At 59.3% G+C, this 14,955-nt stretch carries 11 protein-coding genes; 1 reads left to right on the forward strand and 10 read right to left on the reverse strand.

Going from position 1 to position 14,955, the window contains the following annotated elements; translation table 11 throughout:
• Positions 1–160: 160 nt before the first annotated feature.
• The 10 genes from brnQ to sdhC all read right to left on the reverse strand — a co-directional run bounded on the left by brnQ (position 161) and on the right by sdhC (position 13,249).
• Positions 161–1,474: a branched-chain amino acid transport system II carrier protein gene (gene brnQ, locus J9870_RS21365; RefSeq protein ID WP_210639890.1), complete on the reverse strand. Its 1,314-nt coding sequence runs from the start codon at positions 1,472–1,474 to the stop codon at positions 161–163.
• 389 nt (positions 1,475–1,863) lie between these two features.
• Positions 1,864–2,748 (reverse strand): succinate--CoA ligase subunit alpha, encoded by an 885-nt coding sequence (gene sucD / locus J9870_RS21370; protein ID WP_003179236.1) that lies wholly within the window; start codon positions 2,746–2,748, stop codon positions 1,864–1,866.
• Complete coding sequence (gene sucC, locus J9870_RS21375; protein ID WP_003179235.1) at positions 2,748–3,914, reverse strand: ADP-forming succinate--CoA ligase subunit beta; 1,167 nt, start codon at positions 3,912–3,914, stop codon at positions 2,748–2,750. Before sucC ends, sucD begins: the two co-directional genes overlap by 1 nt.
• Positions 3,915–4,110: 196 nt before the next feature.
• Complete coding sequence (gene lpdA, locus J9870_RS21380; RefSeq protein WP_210639891.1) at positions 4,111–5,547, reverse strand: dihydrolipoyl dehydrogenase; 1,437 nt, start codon at positions 5,545–5,547, stop codon at positions 4,111–4,113.
• A 111-nt stretch (positions 5,548–5,658) separates the two neighbouring features.
• Positions 5,659–6,882: a 2-oxoglutarate dehydrogenase complex dihydrolipoyllysine-residue succinyltransferase gene (gene odhB / locus J9870_RS21385; RefSeq protein WP_092201798.1), complete on the reverse strand. Its 1,224-nt coding sequence runs from the start codon at positions 6,880–6,882 to the stop codon at positions 5,659–5,661.
• A 44-nt stretch (positions 6,883–6,926) separates the two neighbouring features.
• Positions 6,927–9,758, reverse strand: coding sequence for a 2-oxoglutarate dehydrogenase E1 component (locus J9870_RS21390; protein ID WP_122565957.1), 2,832 nt, complete (start codon positions 9,756–9,758; stop codon positions 6,927–6,929).
• Between the two features lie 262 nt (positions 9,759–10,020).
• Positions 10,021–10,725, reverse strand: coding sequence for a succinate dehydrogenase iron-sulfur subunit (locus J9870_RS21395; protein WP_003204434.1), 705 nt, complete (start codon positions 10,723–10,725; stop codon positions 10,021–10,023).
• An 11-nt stretch (positions 10,726–10,736) separates the two neighbouring features.
• A complete protein-coding gene (sdhA, locus tag J9870_RS21400) occupies positions 10,737–12,509 on the reverse strand; it encodes a succinate dehydrogenase flavoprotein subunit (protein WP_063324841.1) in 1,773 nt (590 codons plus the stop codon).
• Positions 12,510–12,512: 3 nt separating this feature from the next.
• Positions 12,513–12,881 (reverse strand): succinate dehydrogenase, hydrophobic membrane anchor protein, encoded by a 369-nt coding sequence (gene sdhD, locus J9870_RS21405; protein ID WP_003204438.1) that lies wholly within the window; start codon positions 12,879–12,881, stop codon positions 12,513–12,515.
• Positions 12,875–13,249: a succinate dehydrogenase, cytochrome b556 subunit gene (gene sdhC, locus J9870_RS21410; RefSeq protein WP_003179220.1), complete on the reverse strand. Its 375-nt coding sequence runs from the start codon at positions 13,247–13,249 to the stop codon at positions 12,875–12,877. Before sdhC ends, sdhD begins: the two co-directional genes overlap by 7 nt.
• Before the next feature lie 364 nt (positions 13,250–13,613).
• On the opposite strand from sdhC, the gene gltA reads away from it, so the two are divergent.
• Positions 13,614–14,903: a citrate synthase gene (gene gltA, locus J9870_RS21415; RefSeq protein WP_003172803.1), complete on the forward strand. Its 1,290-nt coding sequence runs from the start codon at positions 13,614–13,616 to the stop codon at positions 14,901–14,903.
• Positions 14,904–14,955: the final 52 nt, after the last annotated feature.

Raw genomic sequence — 14,955 nt, forward strand, 5'->3', positions numbered from 1 at the left:
CTATCGCGAGCAAGCTCGCTCCACAAGGTTTCGTGCAGGCCTTTCAAGACACAGCTTCGACGTTAGCCCACGGAAAAAGACACTGCCCCCATAAAAAAATGCCCCGTATCGATTGATACGGGGCATTTCGGTTGTAACCGGTGGACCTGCCTGTAGCGGCTTAAGCCAAGGCTTCGCTGCGCTTGCCCAACAGTCGATCACACACCACAGCCAGCGCCAGGGTCATCACCGAAGGCACCAGCCAGGCCAGGCCTTGCTCGCTCAGCGGCAGATGGGCCAGTTGCATCGGCATCCAGTCCGCCAAGCCGGCGCCCTTGAGCGCATCGATCAGGCCAAACAGGAACGACACCAGCATCACCGGACCGACAATGCGCCCCTGCTCGTGCCAGAAGTCCTTGCAGAAGCTCAAGGCCACCAGAGCGATGCACGGCGGGTAGATCGCGGTCAGGACCGGGATCGAGAAAGCGATCAGCTTGGTCAGGCCCAGGTTGGACACGAGCAGCGAAAACGCCGCAAGGATCACCACCAGGGTCTTGTAGGACAGCGGCAGCACGCGGCTGAAGTATTCGGCGCAGGCGCAAGTCAGGCCGACCGCGGTCACCAGGCACGCCAGGGAAATCAGCACAGCGAGGAAACCGCTGCCCAGGCTGCCGAACGTGTGTTGCACGTAGGCGTGCAGCACAGCGGCGCCGTTGGTCGCGCCCGCCGCCACTTCATGGCTGCCCGAACCGAGGCGAAACAGGCTGACGTAGACCAGCGCCAAGCCCACTCCGGCAATCAGCCCGGCGATGATGGCGTAGCGAGTGATCAAGGCGGGCGACTCGACGCCTCGGGAACGGATCGCGTTGACGATGACGATGCCAAACACCAAGGCGCCCAGGGTATCCATGGTCAGGTAACCATTGATGAAACCTTGGGAGAACGGTGCCGCCACGTATTCAGGGGTGGCCACGCCGATGTCGCCGGCGGGCAAGGCAAACGCAGCGATGCCCAGCACGGCCAGGGCGATGATCTTCAGCGGCGCCAGGAAGCGCCCGACGGTGTCCAGCAGACGGCCCGGATAGAGCGAGATGAAGAACACCAGCAGGAAATACACCGCACTGTAGAGCAACAGCGCCAGCGGGCTTTCGCCGGTCAACGGCGCCAGGCCGACTTCAAACGAAACGGTGGCGGTACGCGGCGTAGCGAACAACGGGCCGACAGCCAGGTAGCACACCGCTGCCAGCACGCCGCCGGCGACCTTTCCGATGGGACTGCTCAAGGCATCCATCGCACCACCGACCTTGGCCAGCGCAACAACCGTGATGACCGGCAGGCCGACCGCCGTGATCAGAAAGCCCAGCGCCGCCATCCAGACATGAGGCCCGGACTGCAAACCGACGATAGGCGGGAAGATGATGTTGCCAGCCCCGACGAACAGGGCAAATGTCATGAAACCAAGTGCCAGGATGTCCTGGCCTTTCAACACTTTCATTAAGGAAACCACACTACTGAATCGGAATTTAGAGAGGGATTTCCCCGAGGGTAGAGGGAAATGCTGCCGATCCGTATAGGACCGACCCGTTTAGCGCGTCGCTTCCTTGTGGGCAGCGGCCGCAAAATGGCTGCTAGCCTAACGAATTTAGCGATAAAACGCACTGTAAAGGGGCAAACTATCCGATGCACGACGTCCCCGTGTCGCGTTTTTGCATGTAAATGGTTGGCAACTGTCATTCCGTCATCGCGAGCAAGCTCGCTCCCACAATGAAATGCGCTCGACTGTGGGAGCGAGCTTGCTCGCGATGAGGCCCTCCCTGGTACCAGAAACGACAAAGGCCACCCGAAGGTGGCCTTTGTTGCTGGAACAAAAAAGTCAGCCGAAGCTTACTTCTTCATTTCCCAGCCAGTCAGCTCGGCCAGGGCCTTGCCGATGTCTGCCAGCGAACGCACGGTTTTCACGCCTGCGTCTTGCAGTGCAGCGAATTTCTCGTCTGCAGTGCCTTTGCCGCCAGAGATGATTGCGCCAGCATGGCCCATGCGCTTGCCCGGAGGAGCAGTCACACCTGCGATGTAGGAAACAACCGGCTTGGTCACATTGGCCTTGATGTAGGCAGCGGCTTCTTCTTCAGCGGAACCGCCGATCTCACCGATCATCACGATCGCTTCGGTCTTCGGGTCTTCCTGGAACAGCTTCAGGATGTCGATGAAGTTCGAACCTGGGATCGGGTCACCGCCGATGCCGACGCAAGTGGACTGACCGAAACCGGCGTCAGTGGTCTGCTTAACGGCTTCGTAAGTCAGGGTGCCGGAACGGGAAACGATACCGACCTTGCCTGGCAAGTGAATGTGACCTGGCATGATGCCGATCTTGCATTCGCCTGGAGTGATCACGCCTGGGCAGTTAGGGCCGATCAGGGTGATACCCAGCTCGTCGCACTTGACCTTGGCTTCCAGCATGTCGATGGTCGGGATGCCTTCGGTGATGCAGACGATCAGCTTGATGCCGCCGAACGCTGCTTCAAGGATGGAATCCTTGCAGAAAGGAGCTGGAACGTAGATCACGCTGGCGGTGGCGCCAGTGGCAGCTACTGCGTCTTTCACAGTGTTGAAGACAGGCAGGCCCAGGTGCTCGGTGCCGCCTTTGCCAGGAGTTACGCCGCCAACCATCTTGGTGCCGTATTCGATGGCTTGCTGGGTGTGGAAACTACCTTGCGAACCGGTAATACCCTGGCAGATAACCTTGGTGTCTTTATTGATCAGGACGCTCATTATTTGCCCTCCGCAGCTTTAACGACTTGTTGAGCAGCGTCGGTCAGGCTGGTAGCAGCGATGATGTTCAAACCGCTTTCTGCCAGTACTTTAGCGCCCAGCTCAGCGTTGTTGCCTTCAAGGCGAACAACAACCGGGATTTTCACGCCGACTTCTTTCACGGCGCCGATGATGCCTTCGGCAATCATGTCGCAACGAACGATGCCGCCGAAGATGTTGACCAGTACTGCGGCGACGTTAGTGTCGGACAGGATGATCTTGAACGCTTCGGTAACGCGTTCCTTGGTAGCACCGCCGCCCACGTCGAGGAAGTTGGCTGGCTTGCCGCCATGCAGGTTGACGATGTCCATGGTACCCATGGCCAGGCCAGCACCGTTGACCATGCAGCCGATGTTGCCTTCCAGGGCTACGTAGTTCAGTTCGAACTTGGCAGCGTGCGCTTCGCGCGGATCGTCCTGCGACGGATCGTGGAAAGTCTTCAGCTTAGGCTGACGGTACATGGCGTTGGCGTCGATGTTGATCTTGGCATCGAGGCAATGCAGATCGCCGTCGGCCTTGATCACCAGCGGGTTCACTTCCAGCAGGGCCAGGTCGTGGTCCTGGAACAGCTTGGCCAGACCTACGAAGATCTTGGCGAACTGAGTGACCTGCTTGCCTTCCAGACCCAGCTGGAATGCCAGCTCGCGGCCCTGGAATGGCTGTGCGCCAACCAGTGGATCGATGGTGGCCTTGAGGATTTTCTCAGGGGTGTCGTGAGCGATTTTCTCGATGTCCACGCCACCTTCGGTGGAAGCCATGAACACGATGCGGCGGCTCGAACGGTCAACGACCGCGCCCAGGTACAGCTCTTTAGCGATATCAGTGCACGATTCAACCAGGATCTTGGTGACTGGCTGACCGTTGGCGTCAGTCTGGTAAGTCACCAGACGCTTGCCCAGCCACTGCTGTGCGAAGGCTTTGGCGTCTTCTTTGCTGCGAACCAGCTTGACGCCGCCCGCTTTACCGCGACCACCGGCGTGAACCTGGGCTTTGACGACCCATTCGCTGCCGCCGATTTTGTCGCAAGCTTCTGCTGCCGCTTCCGGGGTGTCTACCGCGTAACCGGTGGATACTGGCAGGCCGTATTCAGCGAACAGCTGCTTACCCTGATACTCGTGAAGATTCATGCTTATTACCGTCTTCGTTAGGTACTGCGCATTCGGTGCTGCACCGTTCTGGTGCCGCACCACCTGTGACTGCTGCTTGCGTAGCTTTCCAGTTAACCGGTGCAGCTACGCAAGGCTGCGTCCAGCGGATATTCCGCGGTGAGTCTTGCTCGCAAGGCTCACGACGGGCCATACCGCCGTGGTTTCTTATTGTCTATTAACGCTTCTTGCGGTTGGCCACGTGGATGGCGCCGCCATTTACGGCCAGGGCCGCTTCGTGCAAGGCTTCGGACAGGGTCGGATGGGAGAAGACCATCATGCCCAGATCTTCAGCGCTGGTGCCGAATTCCATACCGATCGCGCCTTGCTGTACCAGCTCGGCAGCGCTTGGGCCAATGACGTGAACGCCCAATACGCGGTCCGTCTTGGCATCGGCGATCACTTTCACGAAACCACCGGTATCGTTGGCTGCCATGGCACGGCCACTGGCGGCGAACGGGAAGGTGCCGACGTTAACTTCAACGCCTTCGGCTTTCAAGGCCTGCTCGGTTTTACCGACCCATGCGATTTCCGGGTGGGTGTAGATAACCGATGGGATCAGGTCGTAGTTCATCTGGGCTTTGTGGCCCTTGATGCGCTCGACAACCATGATGCCTTCTTCGGACGCCTTGTGCGCCAGCATCATGCCGCGTACCACGTCACCGATGGCGAAGACGCCCGGGACGGCGGTAGCGCACTGATCATCGACGTGGATGAAACCACGTTCGTCGATCACGACGCCGCTGTCGGCAGCCAGCAGGTCGGTGGTCACCGGACGACGGCCGACCGCAACGATCAGCTTGTCAAAGGTGATGGTCTGTTCGCCGTTGGCGTCGGTGTAGTTCACCAGGACTTCTTCACCGTTGACCTTGGAACCGGTCACGCGAGCGCCCAACTTGATGTCCAGGCCTTGCTTGGTCAGGGTCTTCAGCGCTTCCTTGGAAACCGCGGTGTCGGCGGCCATCAGGAAGGTGTCCAGGGCTTCAAGGACAGTCACTTGCGCACCCAGGCGCGACCAGACCGAACCCAGCTCCAGGCCGATCACACCCGCGCCGATCACGCCCAGGCGTTTTGGCACGGATTGGAATTCCAGGGCGCCGGTGGAGTCAACGATCACTTTCTGATCGACTGGAGCCGGTGGAATGTCGATCGGACGCGAGCCTGGTGCCAGGATCACGTTCTCGGCTTCGATCACTTCAACCGAACCGTCTGGCTTGGTGACTTCGACTTTCTTGCCGGCCAGCAGCTTGCCGTGGCCCTGGATCGAGGTCACGCCGTTGGCCTTGAACAGGGTGGCAACACCGCTGGTCAGGTTCTTGACGATGCCAGCCTTGCGGCCAACCATCGCAGCGACGTCCATCTTCACTTCGCCGGTGGAGATACCGTGGACATTGAAGCTTTCTTTCGCTTCCTTGTACTTCCAGGAGCTGTCCAGCAGCGCCTTGGATGGAATGCAACCGACGTTCAGGCAAGTACCGCCCAGGGCCAGTTTGCCCTCGCCATCGGTGTATTTCTCGATGCAGGCAGTGGTAAGGCCAAGTTGCGCGGCCTTGATGGCTGCTACATAGCCGCCAGGGCCCGCACCAATCACTACCACGTCGAATTTCTGAGTCATGAGTCATTCCTTTTCGAATCAAACCGGACGGCCACTTGTGGCGACCGTCGTGGGGACGAAACCGGTTGTTTCAGCAAGAGGCCGGTCGACAGACCGGCCCTCACGGCGAAATCAGATGTCCAGCAGCAGACGCGCAGGATCTTCAAGCAGGTTCTTGATGGTAACCAGGAACGTCACGGCTTCTTTACCGTCGATCAGGCGGTGATCGTAGGACAGTGCCAGGTACATCATTGGACGGATAACGACTTGACCGTTGATCGCCATAGGACGCTGCAGGATGTTGTGCATGCCCAGGATTGCCGCTTGCGGCGGGTTGACGATCGGGGTCGACATCATCGAACCGAATGTACCACCGTTGGTGATGGTGAACGTACCGCCGGTCATCTCTTCGATGGACAGCTTGCCGTCACGGGCCTTCTTGCCGAAGGTGGCGATGCCGCCTTCGATTTCGGCCAGGCTCATCAGTTCGGCGTTACGCAGTACCGGAACCACCAGGCCACGGTCGCTGGAGACCGCAACACCGATGTCGGCATAGCCGTGGTAAACGATGTCGGAACCGTCGATCGACGCGTTGACGGCCGGGAAGCGTTTCAGCGCTTCGGTGGCAGCCTTGACGAAGAACGACATGAAGCCCAGGCGTACGCCGTTGTGGGACTTCTCGAACAGGTCCTTGTACTTCGAACGCAGGGCCATGACTTCGGTCATGTCGACTTCGTTGAAGGTGGTCAACATCGCCATGTTCGATTGAGCTTCGACCAGACGCTCGGCAACCTTGGCGCGCAGGCGGGTCATCGGAACGCGTTTTTCCACGCGGTCACCGGCAGCGAACACCGGAGCAGCGGCGGCAGGCGCGGCTGGCTTGGCCGGGGCAGCGGCTGGAGCGGCTTTCTTGGCGGCAACGGCTGCAACCACGTCTTCCTTGGTCACACGACCACCCTTGCCGGTGCCGGCAACGGAAGCGATGTTGATGCCGTTCTCTTCGGCGATCTTGCGCGCAGCAGGTGCCGCGACTGGATCGTCTTCGCCATCGGCAGCTGGAGCAGCTGCTTGAGCGGCAGCCGGTGCAGCAGCGGCGGCTGGAGCGGCGGCAGCAGCGCCGCCCTCTTCGATCGAACCCAGGACCTGGTTCGACAGAACGGTAGCGCCCTCCTCGGCAACGATTGCGCCCAGCACGCCGTCTGCTTCGGCCAATACTTCCAGTACGACCTTGTCGGTCTCGATGTCGACGATCAGGTCGTCACGCTTGACGGCCTCGCCTGGTTTCTTGTGCCAGGTGGCAACGGTGCCATCGGCAACCGATTCCGGGAATGACGGGGCTTTGATTTCGATAGCCATTATCTGTGGGTCCTTAAAATTCGGTTTCAGTCAGCGCGAAGGCGTTAAACAGTGAAGGCATCTTGCAGCAGTTTTTCCTGCTGTTCGGCGTGCATCGACGCATAACCACACGCAGGTGCAGCGGAAGCATCACGGCCGGCATATTCCAGGCCCAGGGCCTTGTTATGGTTGCCAATGCTGCGACGCAGGTGATGCTGGCTGCTGTACCACGCGCCTTGGTTCATCGGTTCTTCCTGACACCACACCACGTGGGTGAGGTTGGTGTAAGGCGCGATGGCCTCCATCAGGTCTTCTTCCGGGAACGGGTAAAGCTGCTCGATACGCACGATGGCGATGTCTTCGCGGCCTTCGGCACGACGTTTTTCCAGCAGGTCGTAGTAGACCTTGCCGCTGCACAGGATCAGGCGAGTCACCTTCGCCGCGTCCAGGGTGTCGATTTCCGAAATGACGGTCTGGAAGGAGCCTTCGGCCAGATCCTCGAGCGTGGAGATCGCCAGTTTGTGACGCAGCAACGACTTCGGTGTCAGCACGATCAACGGCTTGCGCAGCGGACGGATGACCTGACGACGCAGCAGGTGGTAGATCTGTGCCGGGGTGGTCGGTACGCAGACCTGGACGTTGTGCTCGGCACACAGTTGCAGGTAACGCTCCAGACGTGCCGAAGAGTGCTCCGGCCCCTGCCCTTCATAACCATGTGGCAACAGCATGGTCAGACCGCAGAGACGGCCCCACTTGTGCTCGCCGCTGGTGATGAACTGGTCGACAACTACCTGGGCACCGTTGGCGAAGTCGCCGAACTGGGCTTCCCAGATCACCAGCGCATTCGGCTCGGTGGTGGAATAGCCATATTCGAACGCCAGGACGGCTTCCTCGGACAGCAGCGAATCGTACAGGTCGAAACGTGGCTGGCCTTTGTACAGGTGCTGCAGCGGGATGTAGGTGCTGGCGTCTTTCTGGTTGTGCAGCGCCGCGTGGCGGTGCGAGAAAGTACCGCGGCCTACGTCCTGACCGGTAATGCGAATCGGGTGACCTTCGAACGCCAGGGTCGCGTACGCCATGGTTTCGGCGTAACCCCAGTTGATCGGCAGGCCGCCGGCTTGCATCTTCTGCCGGTCTTCGTAGATTTTCGCGACCTGGCGCTGGACCACGAAGCCTTCCGGAATCTCCAGCAGCTTGGCGGACAGTTCCTGCAAGGTCTTGAGGTCGAAACGGGTGTCGTGACGCGCAGTCCAGGCGTGGCCCAGGTACGGACGCCAGTCCACGAACAGCTCTTTGTTCGGCTCTTTGACCAGGCTTTTTACAACATGCAGGCCGTTGTCCAGGGCATTGCGATATTCATCGACTTTTTCCTGGACGCGCTCTGCATCCAGCACGCCGCCTTGGGTCAGGCGCTCGGCATACAGCTCACGGGTAGTGCGCTGCTTGGCGATCTGCTGGTACATCAAAGGCTGGGTGCCGCTAGGCTCATCGGCCTCGTTGTGGCCGCGACGACGGTAGCAGACCAGGTCGATCACCACGTCACGCTTGTACTGCATGCGGTAATCAATGGCCAACTGGGTCACGAACAGCACGGCTTCCGGGTCATCGCCATTCACATGGAGAATCGGCGCCTGGATCATTTTCGCGACGTCGGTTGCGTACTCGGTGGAACGCGAGTCCAGCGGGTTGCTGATGGTGAAACCGACCTGGTTGTTGATCACGATGTGCACGGTGCCGCCGGTCTTGAAACCGCGGGTCTGCGACATCTGGAAGGTTTCCATGACCACGCCTTGACCGGCGAATGCCGCGTCACCGTGGATGGAAATCGGCAGGACTTTTTCACCGGTCGGGTCGTTGCGACGATCCTGACGGGCACGGACCGAACCCTCGACCACTGGGGAAACGATTTCCAGGTGGGATGGGTTGAAGGCCATGGCCAGGTGCACTTCGCCACCTGTGGTCATCACGTTGGACGAGAAACCCTGGTGATATTTCACGTCACCGGAGCCCAGCTCGACCTTCTTCTTGCCTTCGAACTCGTCGAACAGCTCACGCGGGTTCTTGCCGAAGGTGTTGACCAGCACGTTCAGGCGACCACGGTGGGCCATGCCGATGACAACTTCCTTGGTGCCGTAGGAACCGGAACGCTGGATCAGCTCGTCGAGCATCGGAATCAGGCTTTCGCCGCCTTCCAGGCCGAAACGCTTGGTGCCCGGGTATTTGGTACCCAGGTATTTCTCCAGGCCTTCACCGGCGGTAACGCGCTCGAGCAAGTGGCTCTTGATGTCGGCGGAGTACGTCGGACGGCCACGAACGCTTTCCAGACGCTGCTGGAACCACTGGCGCTGCTCGGAATCGGTGATGTGCGTGAATTCAGCGCCGATGGTGCGGCAATATGTCTGCTGCAACGCTTCGTGAATTTCGCGTAGGCTCGCTTCCTCTTTGCCGATGAACAGGTCGCCGGCACGGAAGGTCGTATCAAGATCGGCATTGGTCAAGCCGTAGTGAGTGATCGACAGGTCTGCAGGTGCAGGACGCTGCCACAGCCCCAGCGGGTCAAGCTGGGCTGCCTGGTGGCCACGCATCCGGTAGGCCTGGATCAGTCGCAGCACTTCAACTTGCTTCTTCTCGTGCTCGCTGCTCACGCTGCCGGCAGACACCGGTTGAGCGCGGCGCTGGTTCTTTGCCAGCAGCACGAAATGATCGCGAATCGTCGAGTGCGAAACATCAGTGGCAGAGTTACCGTCAGCCGGCAACTTCTGAAAGTAGGTGCGCCATTCTTCTGGCACAGCGTTAGGGTCGTGCAGGTAGAGCTCGTAGAGCTCTTCCACATAGGCAGCGTTACCACCGGAGAGGTGGGCACTGTTCCACATGCGCTGCATCACGCTTTCTTGCATGCTTGGTCACCCTCGATTAGGGGAACACCACCGGCGAAAACACCGAGCAAACTTGCAGAAGTCCGAGTGCAGCGACTAAAACAAGCCACTTAGGATCACGCTGATAGTCCGGGTACCAGCCCGGATGCCCCTGCTTGTCTCATTTCTTCAAAATAAGAACTGCCGCTTTGTGAGCGACTGTTCTGGTTATAGCCCTGACGCGGGTTGAAGCCCGCGCCCTGGCCTTTACGGGTACAACGGTCCTACGGGTACAGCAGCTGAATCAAACGCCGCTTTGCAGCAGCATGTTACGAATGTGACCGATGGCCTTAGTCGGGTTCAGGCCTTTTGGACAAACGTTGACGCAGTTCATGATCCCGCGGCAGCGAAACACGCTGAACGGGTCATCCAGCGAAGCCAGACGCTCGGACGTCTTGGTGTCACGGCTGTCTGCCAGGAAGCGATAAGCTTGCAGCAGGGCGGCCGGGCCCAGGAATTTGTCCGGGTTCCACCAGAACGATGGGCACGAGGTCGAGCAGCAGGCGCACAGGATGCACTCGTACAGACCATCGAGCTTCTCACGCTCTTCTGGAGTCTGCAGACGCTCGATGGCCGGAGCCGGCGTGTCGTTCTGCAGGAATGGCTTCACCTTCTCGTATTGCTTGTAGAAGATGCTCATATCGACGACCAGGTCACGAATAACCGGCAAACCTGGCAGCGGACGAACGATCAGCTTGTTGCCCTTGACCACGGCAGACAGTGGCGTGATGCAGGCCAGGCCATTCTTGCCGTTGATGTTCATGCCGTCGGAGCCGCAAACGCCCTCGCGGCAAGAGCGACGATAGGAGAAACCCTCGTCCTGCTCTTTGATCAGGGCCAGCACGTCCAGCACCATCAGGTCTTTACCACCGGTATCGACCTGGAAATCCTGCATGAACGGCGCAGCGTCCTGATCAGGGTTGTAGCGATAAACACTGACTTGCAACATAGCGGTCACCCTTAATAAGTCCGGACTTTTGGTTCGAAAGTCGGAACAGTCTTCGGCGAGAAGTTCACGGCACGCTTGGCGACGCGTTTCTCACCCGGGAAGTACAAGGTGTGGCACAGCCAGTTTTCGTCGTCACGGTCCTCGAAGTCTTCGCGGGCGTGAGCGCCACGGGACTCTTTACGCACTTCTGCGGCGATGGCTGTGGCTTCGGCCACTTCCAGCAGGTTCTGCAATTCCAGCGCTTCGATACGGGCAGTGTTGAACGCCTGCGACTTATCGTTGATCTTCACGTTGGCGATTCGTTCACGCAATTGCGCCAGCTGGGCGATACCTTTCTGCATGTATTCGCCGGTACGGAACACACCGAAGTAGTTCTGCATGCAGTTTTGCAACTCGCGACGCAGGGTCGCCACGTCTTCGCCTTCGGTACGCTCGTTCAGAGCGGACAGACGCGCCAGGGCAGCTTCGATGTTGGCGTCGGTGGCATCGTCATATTCGATACCGTCGGACAGCGCTTTTTCCAGGTGCAGGCCGGCAGCACGACCGAAGACCACCAGGTCGAGCAGCGAGTTGCCGCCCAGGCGGTTGGCACCGTGGACCGATACGCAAGCCACTTCACCCACTGCGAACAGGCCAGGGATGATTTCGTCCACGCCTTCGGCGTTCTGGGTGATCGCCTGGCCGTGAATGTTGGTGGCAACGCCGCCCATCATATAGTGGCAGGTTGGAACGACCGGAACCGGCGCGACAACTGGGTCGACGTGAGCGAAGGTCTTCGACAGCTCGCAGATGCCTGGCAGGCGGCTGTGCAGCACTTCCTCACCCAGGTGGTCGAGCTTGAGCATCACGTGGTCGCCATTCGGACCGCAACCGTTGCCAGCGATGATTTCTTTCACCATCGAACGGGCAACCACGTCACGACCGGCAAGGTCCTTGGCGTTCGGAGCATAACGCTCCATGAAACGCTCGCCGTGCTTGTTGATCAGGTAACCACCTTCACCACGGCAACCTTCGGTTACCAGTACACCGGCGCCGGCGATGCCGGTCGGGTGGAACTGCCACATTTCGATGTCTTGGACTGGCACGCCAGCACGCAGGGCCATGCCGACACCGTCACCGGTGTTGATCAGGGCGTTGGTGGTGGAGGCGTAGATACGGCCAGCACCGCCGGTCGCCAGCACGGTAGCCTTGGCGCGGATGTAGGTGGTCTCGCCGGTTTCGATGCAGATCGCGATCACACCGACGAAGGCGCCGTCCTGGTTCTTCACCAGGTCAACGGCGTAGTACTCGTTCAGGAACGTGGTACCGGCTTTCAGGTTGCCCTGGTAAAGGGTGTGCAGCAGCGCGTGACCGGTACGGTCGGACGCCGCGCAAGTACGCGCAGCCTGGCCGCCCTTGCCGTAGTCCTTGGACTGGCCACCGAACGGACGCTGGTAGATACGACCTTGCTCGGTACGCGAGAATGGCATACCCATGTGGTCCAGCTCGAACACCGCAGCCGGGCCTTCTTGACACATGTATTCGATAGCGTCCTGGTCACCGATGTAGTCGGAACCCTTGACGGTATCGTACATGTGCCAGCGCCAGTCATCGTTCGGGTCGGCCGAAGCGATGGCGCAGGTGATGCCGCCCTGGGCGGACACAGTGTGCGAACGGGTCGGGAAAACCTTGGTGATCACGGCAGTCTTGTGACCGCCCTGCGCCAGCTGCAGCGCTGCGCGCATGCCGGCACCGCCACCACCAATGATGATGGCGTCGAAAGAAATCGTTGGAATGTTAGCCATGGATCAGATACCCCAGAGAATCTGCACACCCCAGACGAAGTAAGCGAACATCGCAACGCCGCATACTGCCTGGAAGAGGAAACGTACGGCAGTCGCCGACTTGCCAAACGCCATCGGCGTCAGGTAGTCGGTCGCGATGGTCCACATGCCGACCCAGGCGTGAGCGCCCAGTGCGACAAGTGCCAGCAGACTGAAGATACGCATCCAGTTGTTTGCGAACAGTTCATGCCATTGGGCATAGCCCAGGCCTGGGTTTGCTACGACATATCCGATCAGGAAAATGAAGTAAGCCGCGAGAACGACCGCAGACACACGCTGCGCCATCCAGTCATAGAGGCCCGAACGTGAAAGGTTCGTGACGTTGGTTACCATATCCAGACTCCTGCCAGAACGATCAACACCGCAGACACGGCGATAATGATTTTTGAGCCCAGCTTGCCGCCTTCCAGCGTCTCACCGATGCCCATGTCCATGATCAAGTGGCGCACACCGGCGACCAAGTGATACAGCAAGGCGGACAGGATGCCCCAAATCACTAGCTTGGCTAGCGGACTGGTCAGACACGCTTTCACCTGACCGAAGCCTTCTTCCGAGTCGAGCGACTTGTCCAATGCATAAAGCATGATGGCCAGGCTGACGAAGAGAATGACACCGGAAATTCGGTGAAGAATGGACGTGTAAGCAGTGACTGGGAGTTTGATGGTCCTTAGGTCTAGGTTTACAGGTCGTTGGCTTTTCACGGCTTTTTTTCACACTGAAGAGCCCCTAACAATCAGGGCAAAGTTGTTGGGGCGCGCACTGGTCAGGTACTCACCACCCAGGGAGTGACGACCCCCAAGAAAGCAGGCCCAAAAGCCCCTGGCGGTCGGTGGCCGAGTATAGACAGTTAGGCTACTAATGACAACGCGTTCACCTTCCCCTAATAGCGCATTGCACATATCCGGCAAAAGGCGTAAACGGCAGGTAATTTCGCGGAAAAAGTCCGGTTAAAGCCTTCTGGAGCAAGACTTTAGGCAAATTGACATTCGGATTTATCTCACTATAGTGGTGCGGGCCCTGCGTGGGGGGTCTGTCTGATGATTTCAAGCATTAATAGGAGGCCACATGGCTGACAAAAAAGCGCAGTTGATCATCGAGGGCGCAGCCCCCGTCGAGCTGCCCATTTTAACCGGCACCGTTGGTCCCGATGTAATCGACGTACGGGGCCTGACGGCCACGGGCCGTTTCACCTTTGACCCAGGTTTCATGTCGACCGCTTCGTGCGAGTCGAAAATCACCTATATCGACGGCGACAACGGCATCCTGCTGCACCGCGGCTACCCGATCGAGCAACTGGCTGAAAAATCGGACTACCTGGAAACCTGCTACCTGCTGCTCAACGGCGAGCTGCCAACCGCAGAGCAAAAGGCCCAGTTCGTCAGCACCGTGAAGAACCACACCATGGTTCACGAGCAGTTGAAGACCTTCTTCAACGGTTTCCGTCGCGATGCTCACCCGATGGCCGTCATGTGCGGCGTTGTCGGCGCCCTCTCGGCCTTCTACCACGACTCCCTGGACATCAATAACCCCCAGCATCGCGAAATCTCCGCGATCCGCCTGGTGGCGAAGATGCCAACCCTGGCAGCCATGGTCTACAAGTACTCCATGGGCCAGCCCATGATGTACCCGCGCAACGACCTGACCTATGCAGAAAACTTCCTGCATATGATGTTCAACACCCCGTGCGAGATCAAACCGATCAGCCCGGTGCTCGCCAAGGCCATGGACCGGATCTTCATCCTCCATGCCGACCACGAGCAGAACGCCTCCACGTCCACCGTGCGCCTGGCCGGCTCCTCGGGTGCCAACCCGTTCGCCTGCATCGCCGCCGGTATCGCTGCACTCTGGGGCCCGGCCCACGGCGGTGCCAACGAAGCGGTACTGACCATGCTCGATGAAATCGGCGATGTCTCGAACATCGACAAGTTCATCGCCAAGGCCAAGGACAAGAACGATCCGTTCAAGCTGATGGGCTTCGGCCACCGGGTCTACAAGAACCGCGACCCGCGCGCCACCGTCATGAAGCAGACTTGCGACGAAGTGCTCAAGGAACTGGGGATCAAGAACGATCCGCAACTCGAACTGGCCATGCGCCTGGAAGAGATCGCCCTGACCGACCCGTACTTCATCGAGCGCTCGCTGTACCCGAACGTCGACTTCTACTCGGGGATCATCCTCAAGGCGATCGGCATTCCAACCAGCATGTTCACCGTGATCTTCGCCCTGGCGCGGACCGTGGGCTGGATCTCCCACTGGAAAGAAATGCTCTCCAGCCCGTACAAGATCGGCCGTCCGCGCCAGCTGTACACCGGCTACGAGTCGCGTGACATCACCAAGCTGGAAGACCGCAAGTAAGGCCTGCCTTGCAGTAACGTCTTAAGCTGCACCGAAACAGCCCCTGCTTCTT

It is taken from the genome of Pseudomonas sp. Tri1 (genome assembly GCF_017968885.1).
Classification (GTDB): domain Bacteria; phylum Pseudomonadota; class Gammaproteobacteria; order Pseudomonadales; family Pseudomonadaceae; genus Aquipseudomonas.

Bases quoted from the DNA above. Each gene is read 5' to 3' on its own strand.
- J9870_RS21390 (WP_122565957.1), bottom strand. From the start codon at position 9,758: ATGCAAGAAAGCGTGATGCAGCGCATGTGGAACAGTGCCCACCTCTCC.
- sdhD (WP_003204438.1), bottom strand. From the start codon at position 12,881: ATGGTAACCAACGTCACGAACCTTTCACGTTCGGGCCTCTATGACTGG.
- sucD (WP_003179236.1), bottom strand. From the start codon at position 2,748: ATGAGCGTCCTGATCAATAAAGACACCAAGGTTATCTGCCAGGGTATT.
- sdhA (WP_063324841.1), bottom strand. From the start codon at position 12,509: ATGGCTAACATTCCAACGATTTCTTTCGACGCCATCATCATTGGTGGT.
- lpdA (WP_210639891.1), bottom strand. From the start codon at position 5,547: ATGACTCAGAAATTCGACGTGGTAGTGATTGGTGCGGGCCCTGGCGGC.
- J9870_RS21395 (WP_003204434.1), bottom strand. From the start codon at position 10,725: ATGTTGCAAGTCAGTGTTTATCGCTACAACCCTGATCAGGACGCTGCG.
- gltA (WP_003172803.1), top strand. From the start codon at position 13,614: ATGGCTGACAAAAAAGCGCAGTTGATCATCGAGGGCGCAGCCCCCGTC.
- sucC (WP_003179235.1), bottom strand. From the start codon at position 3,914: ATGAATCTTCACGAGTATCAGGGTAAGCAGCTGTTCGCTGAATACGGC.
- brnQ (WP_210639890.1), bottom strand. From the start codon at position 1,474: ATGAAAGTGTTGAAAGGCCAGGACATCCTGGCACTTGGTTTCATGACA.
- odhB (WP_092201798.1), bottom strand. From the start codon at position 6,882: ATGGCTATCGAAATCAAAGCCCCGTCATTCCCGGAATCGGTTGCCGAT.